The 12,144-nt window shown below is 46.7% G+C and carries 12 protein-coding genes; 7 read left to right on the forward strand and 5 right to left on the reverse strand.

Annotated features, from left to right (window positions below; all coding sequences use genetic code 11):
- Positions 1 to 74: 74 nt before the first annotated feature.
- Complete coding sequence (locus tag EZMO1_RS15665; protein WP_034872404.1) at positions 75 to 1,646, reverse strand: hypothetical protein; 1,572 nt, start codon at positions 1,644 to 1,646, stop codon at positions 75 to 77.
- A gap of 5 nt (positions 1,647 to 1,651) precedes the next feature.
- Positions 1,652 to 2,152 (reverse strand): SycD/LcrH family type III secretion system chaperone, encoded by a 501-nt coding sequence (locus EZMO1_RS15670; RefSeq protein WP_051789215.1) that lies wholly within the window; start codon positions 2,150 to 2,152, stop codon positions 1,652 to 1,654.
- 261 nt (positions 2,153 to 2,413) lie between these two features.
- Here EZMO1_RS15670 and EZMO1_RS15675 point away from each other — a divergent pair, with 261 nt between their 5' ends.
- The gene (locus EZMO1_RS15675; protein WP_034872403.1) at positions 2,414 to 3,898 is read left to right on the forward strand and encodes an OprD family outer membrane porin; all 1,485 of its coding nucleotides are present in this window, start codon (positions 2,414 to 2,416) and stop codon (positions 3,896 to 3,898) included.
- A 280-nt stretch (positions 3,899 to 4,178) separates the two neighbouring features.
- The gene (locus EZMO1_RS15680) at positions 4,179 to 5,438 is read left to right on the forward strand and encodes an OprD family outer membrane porin (protein WP_187300022.1); all 1,260 of its coding nucleotides are present in this window, start codon (positions 4,179 to 4,181) and stop codon (positions 5,436 to 5,438) included.
- A gap of 135 nt (positions 5,439 to 5,573) precedes the next feature.
- On the opposite strand, the gene EZMO1_RS15685 is transcribed toward EZMO1_RS15680, so the two are convergent.
- A complete protein-coding gene (locus tag EZMO1_RS15685) occupies positions 5,574 to 5,915 on the reverse strand; it encodes an HU family DNA-binding protein (RefSeq protein WP_051789214.1) in 342 nt (113 codons plus the stop codon).
- A gap of 605 nt (positions 5,916 to 6,520) precedes the next feature.
- Between EZMO1_RS15685 and EZMO1_RS27815 the strand changes: the two genes are divergently transcribed.
- A complete protein-coding gene (locus tag EZMO1_RS27815) occupies positions 6,521 to 7,120 on the forward strand; it encodes a cold-shock protein (protein ID WP_034872401.1) in 600 nt (199 codons plus the stop codon).
- Positions 7,121 to 7,209: 89 nt separating this feature from the next.
- Here EZMO1_RS27815 and EZMO1_RS15695 read toward each other — a convergent pair whose 3' ends face one another.
- Positions 7,210 to 7,413: a SlyX family protein gene (locus EZMO1_RS15695; protein WP_034872400.1), complete on the reverse strand. Its 204-nt coding sequence runs from the start codon at positions 7,411 to 7,413 to the stop codon at positions 7,210 to 7,212.
- Between the two features lie 26 nt (positions 7,414 to 7,439).
- A complete protein-coding gene (locus tag EZMO1_RS15700; protein ID WP_034873388.1) occupies positions 7,440 to 7,856 on the reverse strand; it encodes an HIT domain-containing protein in 417 nt (138 codons plus the stop codon).
- 194 nt (positions 7,857 to 8,050) lie between these two features.
- Here EZMO1_RS15700 and EZMO1_RS15705 point away from each other — a divergent pair, with 194 nt between their 5' ends.
- The 4 genes from EZMO1_RS15705 (at position 8,051) to EZMO1_RS15720 (ending at position 12,140) form a co-directional block, all read left to right on the forward strand.
- The gene (locus EZMO1_RS15705; RefSeq protein WP_034872399.1) at positions 8,051 to 9,766 is read left to right on the forward strand and encodes a proline--tRNA ligase; all 1,716 of its coding nucleotides are present in this window, start codon (positions 8,051 to 8,053) and stop codon (positions 9,764 to 9,766) included.
- Positions 9,767 to 9,967: 201 nt separating this feature from the next.
- A complete protein-coding gene (locus EZMO1_RS15710) occupies positions 9,968 to 10,672 on the forward strand; it encodes an NAD-dependent epimerase/dehydratase family protein (RefSeq protein WP_034872398.1) in 705 nt (234 codons plus the stop codon).
- Positions 10,673 to 10,870: 198 nt separating this feature from the next.
- Positions 10,871 to 11,341, forward strand: a complete 471-nt coding sequence (locus tag EZMO1_RS15715; protein WP_338030361.1) for a lytic transglycosylase domain-containing protein — start codon at positions 10,871 to 10,873, stop codon at positions 11,339 to 11,341.
- 358 nt (positions 11,342 to 11,699) lie between these two features.
- Positions 11,700 to 12,140 carry a helix-turn-helix domain-containing protein gene (locus tag EZMO1_RS15720; protein WP_051789213.1) on the forward strand — a complete coding sequence of 147 codons (441 nt, stop codon included), beginning with the start codon at positions 11,700 to 11,702 and terminating at the stop codon, positions 12,138 to 12,140.
- Positions 12,141 to 12,144: the final 4 nt, after the last annotated feature.

Genomic DNA, 12,144 nt, shown 5'->3' on the forward strand with positions numbered 1-12,144 from the left:
CGCAACGAATGAGATCAAAAAACAGGGGCAATTTATCGACATTTGCAGCCCTCAATAAGATCGTGAACAGCTTCTTAGACAGGGTTTCTGCGACTAATGCTGGCTTCAGCCTCCTTGGCCTCATCCAGTGATTTTGCTGTTTCTTCCGGAATGGAAGCAAAGTCCTGAAGTGCATCGGCTACGTTCTGTGTCTTAAGCTGCTCTGTCCTTGCAACAGTTTCCAAACCCTCTTCCAGATGATCTTCTTTGGCTTCCTGCGTTGCCTCTCCCTGCTCCATCTGCGCCTGCAGCCACAGACCGGCATAAATCAGAGGGTTCTTCGCCCCCTCAAGGGACAAGTTGTCACCTGCAAAAGTAGAAGCGGCAGGATTCGTCCGTTCCTCTTCCGACAACTCATCAACAGGCTCTTTCAGGGCACTCTGGAGAACAATCGCCAGCCCCTCATCGAATGGAGGACGATCCGTTGGAACAGGCTCAGCGGCAAGCTCATCCCATGTTTTCCCCTGCAAATCTTCCAGTGCCGATTGCAGCTTGTCGAAATCAATGCTGCCAAACACAGCTTTTAATACGGCAGCTTCCCGGGGAGGAAGGAAAGTCAGTTCAGATTCATACAAAGCACTTTCCTGAACTTTATCCAGTTGTTGTGCCTCTTGCCTCAGCGTCGTCTTATCAATATCTTTTGACAAATCATTTTGCGCTTTTTTACGCATCTCTTCACGATAAGCTTCCTGACTGACCTCTCTGGCAGCCTCTTTCGCTTCGCCTAATTTATCTTCGCCGGTGTAGAGTGCTTCATTGTCAAAACGCTGCCTGACACGACTGACCAAGCTGCCGACATTAACCAGTTTCTCCTGAACAACATCGAGAGCCCTCTGAAAAGACATAACGACAGCCCTATCAACGACATTAAGGGCCTGGAGCTCTTTTAAACCCTCCTGCAGGGCAGCAATCCCGTTTCCTGCATTGGCAATTTGGTAATCAAGCAACGAAAGTTCATTTGCAAGCCTGGTAATGTCACCAAAGGGATTGGCTATGGAGGCAAGATTGGCAACAGAAGCTTGTGCCTGCATAAGATTAGCCAACTGGGCTTCTTTCATGGTTTTACTAAGCAGGCTTTGGGCCAAGTCACTCGAATAGTCCTTGAGCTGGTTATTTTTGTTCTGAATACTTTCCTGACGCAGCTTGATTCGTTCCTGAATGGCAAGGGCTTCTTTTGCCTTGTCCGTTTTTGCTGACTGAGCCTGCTGATTATTGTTGAATGCCTGACCGATTGACTGCATGGAAGAAATGGCCACCAGCTCATCAACAAAGCTTTTGATCATTAAGAACAGTGAATCAGTATCGTTCAGATAAACATCGGAAGCATCGATTTGCAGATTATTCGTTATATTACTCAGCCGTGCATCAATCTCGGCAGAAATTGACTGGCTGGTTAAATCTCCGATACTAACCGTTGTGTCCTCAGGCTCGGGAAGATTGCCTGCTACATTTGCAGGGGCTGAAGAACCACCGGAATTACTGGACACAGAACTAGCACCGCTGTAGCCCTGCGAAACCTGATTTGCCGGAATAGCTACACCAGACTGACTGTTGGCCGGAACCTGATTGCTACTACTGACCCCACCCCCCGGGTTGACTGAGTTCATATTGCTTAACTCCTTCCTGACTGATTCAGCAGATAATGTTTTAGTTGTTTTGCCTGTTTTCTTTCCTCATTCCAATCTTTACTGACGTTGAGCCTTTTAATGGCTTCAGCCAAGGCTTTTTTAGCCAGTTTGCGATTTTTAAGGCTGATGAAACATTCCGTCATACACAGAGACGGTCTGGGGTCCTGCTTATCCAGACGTTCCGCATAGGACAGAGCCGGAACAGCATCTGCATAGTGCTTGAGCTGATATAAACAATAACCAATGGCAAGAAAATAGCGGGCATTCCAGTGATCCAGCATTGCAAGGTAACGAAACACCCTGAGAGCCTCTGCGTACTGACCGATATCAAAATGACCATAGCCCACTGAATATATAGCTTCCATCTGCTCAGAATTCACCTTTCTGAGTTTACCCAGAGTTCCACCGTACTTTAAATAAGATAACCATTCATCAGTGCTGGCTTCAGCTGCTGTTGGTTTGTCACCAGAGACCGGCCTTTCCATGCCTTATCCCCACAATTGCGTTTTCCTGCTGTTATTCAACTTATTATAAACATTCGTAATTTAGGGTGGTTTAGCCATTAGTCCGACTTAGCAAAATAATAAGAAGCAAGAGAATTATTTTTTATTCTTTAAGGTAATTTGCAAAAAATCAGATCACTGTTTTACTGAATCACTCATATGCCAAAATCACTAACACACGGGCGGCGATAACATTAATCAAAAAATAATGACGCGCCCGCTCTAATCAGGGAGCACTTCTCAATGAAACTTGCCGTTTCATCTACGACAAGTACCGTGGTTCTTCTTACCGCCCTAAGTCCACTCGCTTCGGTTTCGGCAAAGGCTGATGATGCATTGATCGACCCCGAAAGCAACGATCATCACCTGTCCCTGAAACTGAGAAATTATTTTCAGGATCGCCAGCTTCAGGATTTCAGCAAGTACTACTATGAACCATCTGCCGTTCAGCCACCCAGAAAAGTAAAAACGCACAACAAACAGCAAGCCTGGGGACAGGGTCTTGAACTGAATTTTGAATCGGCCTGGCTGGGCGACCGTACTTATGGTCTCGGAATTGATGCATCGTTTTATGGCGGTGTAAAGCTGATAGGCAGCGATGATGAATATGGCACCACCATACTCAAAGAAGAGCCTCCCGTCTTTAATCCACACAAAGGGCTTTATACCGGTAAACAGGACAGCTATGGCAAACCGGGGCAGCTTTATCTGAAAGGCTTTGCCGGTCAGGACAGAATGAATATCAGGGGCAAGGCAGGGTGGATTCCCATTGAAAAACCCCTGTTGCATACTCATTACCGTTTAACGCCTACCCGCTTTCAGGGAGCCATGGCTGAAGCCGAGCTGGGTGATTTTGAACTTTACGGTGCCTGGACCGACCGGGTTTCCATTCACAACCACGACAAAATGGAAAAGTTCACCAGCCTGAAACCCGGTAAAGAGGGGCGGGATAAGCAGTTCGAAGCCATCGATCACATTTACACGCTGGGCGGCTCTTACAACCATGAATCGGGTCTGGGTTCAGATCTGGCCTATGCCGAAAGCGAGTCTTACCTGAAACTGTATCATGCCAACCTGAACTACACGTTTTCACTCAGTGAACAGACTTCTCTGCTTCTGGAAGGACAATATTACAAGGGTCAGGAAAACGGTAACAAATGGAAATCCGACAGCAAAACCTATGGTGGTTTTGATAAAGATGCCAACCTGTACAATTTCAATGCCAGGCTGACCTTCGACATGCTGTCTTTCATGGCTTCATACAGTCAGGTGGAAGCGAAAAAGAACGGCGCTCTGGGCGAGTTTGATTACCATCTGGCCTACGACTCGGCTCGTGACTTTGATGATCTGGGCTACCGTACCAAACGTCAGATTTCCAGTTTCAATCATAATGGCGAATCCGTCTGGCAGGCAGGCGTTTCCTATGCCTTTGATAACCTGGGGCTGCCCGGTTTATCCATGGGCTACACCTACACAGCCGGCAAGGACATAGAAGCCACCAACAAACCCGAATACACGGATAAATACAAAGAAAATGAACACAATGTAAAACTGGGCTATGCCTTCCAGCAAAAAGCCCTCAAAGGACTCAGTGTCACAGTACTCTATGCTCAGCACGAAGGTGATAAAGAATTAAGCGAAATGAAAAATGAAAACAAGAAAGACTACCGCTATGAAGGAAAAACAGACCTGAGAGTCTTTGTTGATTACACCCTCAGCGTCTTTTAAGCCACCCCTGACTCAGGCATGGAAGCCTGATTGAACACTTTAACAATTCACCTTCCGAACTTCCCCCCCAACACTTAATATCTATAACATTTTTTTCATTTAGCGGTTGCAATTTGTACGATGGTTGTAGAGAATCTTCGATGACCCTATGGGGAGATTCGATGTACTTCACCTGAGAGCTGTATAAACCGGTGAAGGAATCAGGGTCACGAATAGAATAAACACAGCAAGGAACAACACAATGAAACTCACAAGACTGAGCGCACTCAGCGCCGCTGTCATGCTGGCAACTACTGCCCAGGCTAACTCTTTTGTTGATGACTCCAGCCTGAATATCGAACTTCGTAATCATTTCCACGAACGAGGCAGTAAGCAAAAGAATAATCACGATGATTCAAGCTCTCAGTGGGCTCAGGCAATCAGGGCTGACTACTCCTCTGGCTATTTCGAAAATATTGTTGGAATCGATATCAATGCTTATTACGCATTAAAACTGGGCGCATCCAATATTGATAGCAACACTAATCCCGGCGTTCTTCCAGTGGATACGAAAGGAGACTCCAGCAGCTATGGAAAAACTGGCTACGCCATCAAATTCAACCTGATGGATAATGGTGTCGCCAAGTATGGCCGCATGCAGCTTGACACTCCACTTATCAATGATTCTGACAGCCGTGCCCTGCCCAGCATGACAGAAGCTTTTTATGCCGACTATAACTACATGGGTTTAAGTGTCTTTGGTGTTTGGGCAACCAAGGGCAATGCTAAGACCAGAGCTGGTTACGACAAATATCAAACCATTGATGACAAAGCAAAAATCAATGATGAAGCTGTTAAATCATTTGGTGGCTCATACGACTTCGGTAATGGGCTTGACCTTAGTGCCGCTTATGCCCAACAAGAAGACTTTGCAAAAAAATACTTAACTGAAGTGAATTATGCAGCCTCTGTTGGTGAAGTTGATTTATCCGCAGGTGCTCAGTATGGGCAAGTAGCTTCAGATGGTTTAATGAATGACCTTTTAAAAGCTAACAGCCTTGACAAGAAAATGAGTGCATGGGGTGTAAAGGTCGGTGCAGAAGTAGCTCAGGCTTCCTTCGGGTTGGCGTATACTAAAGTTAAGAAAAACGATATCTCACTCAGAGTTGACGGAGAAGAGCTTTTATCAGACTCATACGCCATTGGCTGGATGGGTGGTAGCGATGATACCGGATATTTTGGCTACAACTCCATACAGTACAGTGATTTCAACAAGAACGGGCAGAAAGCTATTGGCCTGAGTGCAGGCTATGACTTCACTGGCCTTGTAGATGGTCTGAGTGCTAATGCTGTTTATGTCACTTCTGACTATAAAACTACGGATGGAAAGACACTCGATGAGAAAGAGTACAACCTCAGCCTGAAATACGCAGTTCCACAAATTGAAGGCCTGACTGCACAGCTGAGATATGCTAAAAATACAGCCGAAAATAATGGGCAGAAAGACACCGTTGTCAAAGACACCCGCTTCATCGTGAAGTACAACATCGCCGTATTCTAAGTCCCTTGCTGTCGTTATTGCTGATTCAGCAATCGGTGCCTTCGGGCACCACCCCTGCAGTAAAACACTGAAGTAAAAAACAACCACAAAAAAGGGAGGCTAAAAACCTCCCTTTTGTTTTGTCCGGATTAACAACTAGGACAGAGCATACTCTTTCAGTTTCTTCAAAGGCCGCACCTTAACCTGAGTGGTGGCAGGCTTGGCCGGCACATCCATCAGTTCACCGGGACGGAAAGGATTGGGAACGCCTTTGCGGGCTTTCTGGGCGGGTTTTTTCTTGGTAACAATCTTTAACAGACCCGGAAGCGTAAACTCCCCACACCCCCGCTTTTTAATATGACGCTCAACGAGATGACTGAGTTCATCAAAAACAGCCCCAACCTCCTTCTTGGTTAGCCCTGTATTATCAGCAATTTCAGAAATGATCTGGGTTTTGCTGTATCGATCCTTGATAGCTGCAGCTTTTTTACCTGCCATGCTGTTATTCTCCTGATGGTTATCCCTGTACAAACACTGCAGCACTCCACTGCAGTTAATTATCTGCCACTACACCAGGCTGATGTGATGCTGAGGAGAACCAAAACGCCTGTAAACAGTTATTCAGATCACCCCTCACTTTCTCTCTTCCTTTCTCTGAAAGCCTTATATACCAGTGTTTTTGCAGCTTTCAGGACATCTAAATCCACTATACCAACAGTATTTTTTATCTGCGAGCATTTTTTCAACAATTATTGATGACTCAAACTAAGACCTGCCAAGGCGTACAAAGGCATTGAGGTCAAAAACGTATCAGGTTACATTAACGAAAAAAGATGTAATAATTTGCCTTTAACTCAGGCTTTTTATGTTCTCTTATTAATCAGGGGAACACACTGGAATAAAGCCTGATTGCCATTCAGGCTGATTAAAAAATAAGTACGTTGTTTTGCAGCATGAACAACCTGTTATCTGAAACCCGCTTTTATTATTAACGGGTGTTTTTCCATACAGGCTCTGTTCAGACATTTTCAGTCTTTAACTATAACAACCTACAGGCGGATTCATGAGCTTTGTCACCCGCCTGATATAAAAAGGGAACGGTCTTGAAACATCTCAAATTTATTCATGCCCTGACAGGGCTGCTAGGACTGATGGTTCTGGTGATCGATGGCCGACTCGTGGCCGCCGCCATGCACCAGACTCTGCCAGCCTCAACACCGGTATTTCTGTTACTGATTGCAACCCTCGTTCATTTTTGTCTGGGAAGTTATCTGAACGTTTGCCGGTGCAAACTGAAGTATATCCAGTGTCTATCAGCAGCCATTCTAATGGCTGCCTCGGTTCTGCCCGCACTGGCTATTTACGGGCAAACCCTGGTGACCATGCCTGCCATTATTATGCTGGTGTGCGTGGGCGTTGCACTGCATGTACTGATCAACCTGAAGTCTTTTAACCCGATTACTCCGGTTGAATACAGTGATGATTCTGATCGGGAAACCGGTACAGTAAAATGGTTTAACGTTACCAAAGGTTTTGGGTTTATCACCCGTGATCTGGGAGATGACGTGTTTGTTCACTACCGCGCTATTCGCGGTGAAGGACACCGCACCCTGTCTGAAGGACAGCGGGTCGAATTTGTTGTTGTTGAGAAGGATAAAGGCTTGCAGGCAGAGGATGTCATTGCAGCCAGAAAGGGTCGTTAACGATCAGTAATGCCATCGTTTTTCCATAAAAAAACACCGGATTCAATCCGGTGTTTTTTTATGGTTAATCCAGCATTTAATACTGAGGGTTAATAGTGAGGTGGTGGTGCATCGTCAGAATCACCTTCCACATCACCCGCAACCACTTCCTGCATCTGCTTCTTCAACTGCTGAACCTGCAGCTTCAGCTGATCAATTTCCTGTTGCTGACGAGTCACTACATCATTCAGTTGAGCAACGGTATCTTCCTGAAAGCTCATCTGGGTCTGCAGCTCAATTAACTCTTCTTTCATGACTAGCTCCCGGTTCAGACAAATGTTTAACCAAACCGATCAAACAGAGGCTGAAACTTTTCACGCATTTCAGCCAGCTCATCGTCGGAGTATGCCTGAGCTGGCACCTTACCCCATACAGGCTCTGGCCACGCCGCATCATTCTGCTGACGAACCACATGATGAATGTGCAGTTGTCGCACCTTGTTACCCAGCGCCGCTACATTCATTTTGTCCGCTTCAAACAAATCATTCATGTAGCGGGACAGAATTCCGGACTCAAGAGCCACCTGAATCTGCAGTTCATCCACCAGCTGAAACAGTTCCTCGATCTCGGTCACACGAGGCACCAGAATGCACCATGGATAAGAAGAGTCATTCATCAGCAAAACACGGCACAATGGCAGATCACCCAGCACTACGCAGTCTTTTTCCAGTTGAGGGTTCAACGGAAATTCTTCCATTTCAGGCTCCGAAGTCAGTACAAACCGGCACACTATATCTGACCTGTTGCTGACTGCAAACCATCTTCATGCAGGTAAAGATGAAAAATACGTCGGCAGACCGTAAAATACCGCTTTTTGAATATCGATGGCCTGTTCAGCTTTTACGCTGAACCCACTGAATCAGGTCGTCGTTAAAGAGGATATCCGCACTCATGCGCACAAGTCAGTCCTTGATGTCCACCCTCAAGGAAACGCCCTCCGATGCTGTCGTTATCAGCCACCAGCTGATGCTGCGAGCAGGAATGATCCGTAAACTGGCCTCCGGTTTGTACACCTGGATGCCAATGGGTCTGAAAGTACTTCGCAAAGTTGAACAGATCGTTCGCGAAGAAATGGATCGTGCCGGTGCCCAGGAAGTACTGATGCCCGCGGTTCAGCCTGCTGAGCTTTGGCAGGAAACGGGTCGCTGGGAGCAATACGGTGCAGAACTGCTCCGCCTGAAAGACCGCCACCAGCGTGATTTCGTGATTGGCCCGACGCACGAAGAAGTCATCACCGATCTGGTGCGTGACGAAATCAGCAGTTACAAGCAGTTGCCTACCAACCTGTATCAGGTTCAGACCAAGTTCCGTGACGAAATCCGTCCTCGTTTCGGCCTGATGCGTGGTCGTGAATTCATCATGAAAGACGCTTACTCCTTCCACAAGGATCAGGCATGCCTGAGTGCTGAATACCAGAACATGCACGACACCTATTTCCGCATCTTCGAGCGACTGGGTCTCAACTTCCGTGCGGTAGAAGCAGACACCGGTTCTATTGGCGGTAATGCTTCCCACGAAATTCATGTACTGGCCGATTCCGGTGAAGATGCCATTGTCTTCAGTAACCAGAGCGATTACGCCGCCAATATTGAAAAAGCCGAAGCCGTTGCGCCTGCACACGAACGAGCTGAACCCACAGCAGAAATGGCATTGGTGAACACGCCCGATGCGAAAACCATCGCTGCCCTGGTGGAACAGTTCAATCTGCCGATCGAAAAAACCGTCAAGACCCTGATCGTTGCCGCCAGCGAAGAGTCCGAAGCAGACTTCGTTGCCCTGATGGTTCGTGGTGACCATGAACTGAACGAGATCAAGGCCGAGCATCTGCCAGACGTCGCCGAACCTCTGCGCTTTGCGACTGAAGACGAAATCAAAGCCATCATGGGCGCAGGACCTGGCTCTCTGGGTCCGGTTGGCATCAAAATTCCTTGCATCGTTGACCGTACAGTCGCTGTGATGTCTGATTTTGGCGCTGGCGCCAACATCGAAGGCAAGCACCACTTCAACATCAACTGGGAGCGTGATGCCCGGTTTGATCGCATTGAAGACCTGCGTAACGTCGTAGAAGGCGATGCAAGCCCATGCGGTAACGGCAAGCTGGTCATGAAGCGTGGCATCGAAGTGGGTCATATCTTCCAGCTCGGCAGCAAATACTCCGAAGCCATGGGCGCGAAGGTTCTGGACGAAAATGGCAAAGCGGTCACTATGCTGATGGGCTGCTATGGTCTCGGTGTCTCACGTGTTGTGGCTGCTGCCATTGAACAGAACCACGACGATCGCGGCATTATCTGGCCAGAAAGCATTGCGCCTTTCCAGATTGCCATTGTCGGTCTGAAAATGGAGAAATCTGAAGCCGTTCGCGAAGCCGCCGAAAACCTGTACAGGGAACTGACCGAGGCAGGTTATGATGTACTGCTGGACGACCGCAAAGCCAGCCCGGGTGTGAAGTTTGCCGACATGGAACTGATTGGTATTCCTCACCGTGTTGTGCTGAGTGATCGCGGGCTGTCCAATGGTCAGGTAGAATACAAGTACCGCAGTGCTGCAGACCGGGAAGACGTAGCTCTCAGTGATATCGCTCAAATGCTCAAAGACAGACTGGGTTAAAAAAACCCTCAAAAGAAGTCTGCTGATCGTTGCCCTGCTGCCACCGGCTTTTGCCGGAGGCCAGCAGGAGCAATGCTTATTACCTGTTCAGTCGCAGACGAATCTCCAATCTGACAACCTCTTCGAAGCTAAAGTCTGGCCAGCAATAGATTCAGGTCCAAAAGACCTTAACCAGAATCATAAGAAGAGGTTAATCTCCACATGACAAAAAAAACAATCTGCATAACGGGCTACAAAGGCAGTATTGGACAAGTGCTGACAGCAGGCTTAAAAGACAACTATCAATTAGTTCTGATCGATTTACCTGAAACAAACATCATCGACTACGAGGCATTTAAAAATGCGTTAAAGCCTCAGAATATCTTTGCCATTCTTCATCTGGCATGGAACTGTAAAGTCGAAAACTTTTCCAGCTCAGACAGTGACCCCAACAATGTAGTCATGGCTAATCACGTTTATCAGGCAGCATTAGACCTGAACATCCCAAAAGTGATTATGGCCAGCTCCGTTCACACTCACGATGTCTATAAAATAATCAATGAAAAACTGGACGTTGTCATTGACTTAAACACACCACCAAACCCTGTCTCCCCATACGGGCAAAGTAAATTACAAATAGAAAGAACAGGGAAAAACATGTCAAAAAAAGGCATTCAGGTGGTTTGCATCCGGTTTGGCGGCGTCTGCCCAAAAGAAAGCTACTGGTCAGACATCCCTTATCTGGGTCTGTCACACCCTGACTGTGTAAACCTGGTCGATTTATGCATACAATCAACAATAAGAAATAATTACATGATTATTTATGGAGTCTCTAACAATGACAAAGCCTTCCACGTACTGAACAATGAAATCAACTGGACTCCGGCAGTTAAAGCGACAGATTTTTACAACAACAACCAAAGATAGCACATCGTTAAAAACTGCCGTTCAGAGTTTACAAACACAAGGACGTAATTTTCAGTGAAACCAGTCAGTTATACGAAAAATAAGCAAAACCCAAATTGGGTTCTATACATTCTTTGCAGAAACCTGCTCATCATTGCATTTCTGCTACCAGCTTGGGCCGGGGCACAACAACCGAACAATTCACTGTTTCTCCAGTCATTGCAGACAAACCTTCATCCGGCTAACCGTTTGACCGACCGTTTCGAGGCAGAAGTCTGGCTGATGGACATGTCTCAGCGCATGAAGCTTTTTATCGCAGATCCTCAGAAACGAATTCAACTGTTACAAATGGTACACAGGGAAGCATCCCATGCAAAATTACCCCCTGAACTGGTTCTGGCACTGATTCAGACAGAGTCTTCTTTTGACCGTTTTGCTGTATCGTCTGCCGGTGCCCAGGGGCTTATGCAGATTATGCCATTCTGGAAAGATGTGATTGGCCAACCGGATGACAACTTAATCGATATTAAAACCAACCTTCGCTACGGCAGCACCATTCTTAACCGTTACCTTGAGCGTGAATCCGGAAACCTGACCCGGGCTCTGGCGCGCTACAATGGCAGTCTTGGTCAAACTTGGTACCCGGAACGAGTGTTCGAAAACTGGCACAGACACTGGCGCAATGATTAAAGCCGGAAGGTGGGGTGGGCCTTCAATTCTCCGCTTCAAAAATAAGCACTTATATACCAACCGATCTATATTCTTAACATGCAAATTTTTTGGAGTTTAATGCGTGTTTCCTTTTAAGACACTGATGAAGAAGCAATCATGGGGGTATGACATTCTAATGCTACTTATATCCCCGCTAATCTGCAGCGCAGAAGAGTTTATTTATGAGCCTTCAGATATTGCAGCAATATTCAAGGCACACAAAGCCAGTGGTACCCTTGTATTATCGTCTTTCGACAAAGACAAAACCTATTGACGTGAGCCAAAACTTTCCGAGTAAGTTTCCGGTATAAATTGCGCCTCTGTTTTTGAGGCGTATATGAGCAAAATCGACGGTCGTAAAATCCCACATCAAGTTCGTGAATCCATCCGCATGCAAGCCGTTAAACAATGGCTTGACGGCATTTCCGTTCCTGAGCTATCTGAACTTCACGCAACACATCTGTCTTGCGTGTATCTCTGGGTGAATCGCTATAAGGAAGGCGGTTTTGACGCTTTAAAGACTCGTCCAATTCATGGTCGCCCACCCAAGCTGAATATTGATCAACAAGAGCAGCTCACTCAGATTATTTCACTAAAAAATCCAACTGATTTTGGGTTCTACAAAACCATGTGGACAAGAGATATTGTCGCTTCAGTCATTAAGACTGAGTTCAATGTATCCATGCACCCTGCCGCTGTTGGGAAGATGTTGCGCCGCTGGGGATTGTCGCCTCAGCGTCCTGTTCGCAAAGCCTGGCAACAGGATCAAAAAAAGTAGATGA

This window comes from Endozoicomonas montiporae CL-33 (assembly GCF_001583435.1).
Taxonomy (GTDB): Bacteria; Pseudomonadota; Gammaproteobacteria; order Pseudomonadales; family Endozoicomonadaceae; genus Endozoicomonas_A; species Endozoicomonas_A montiporae.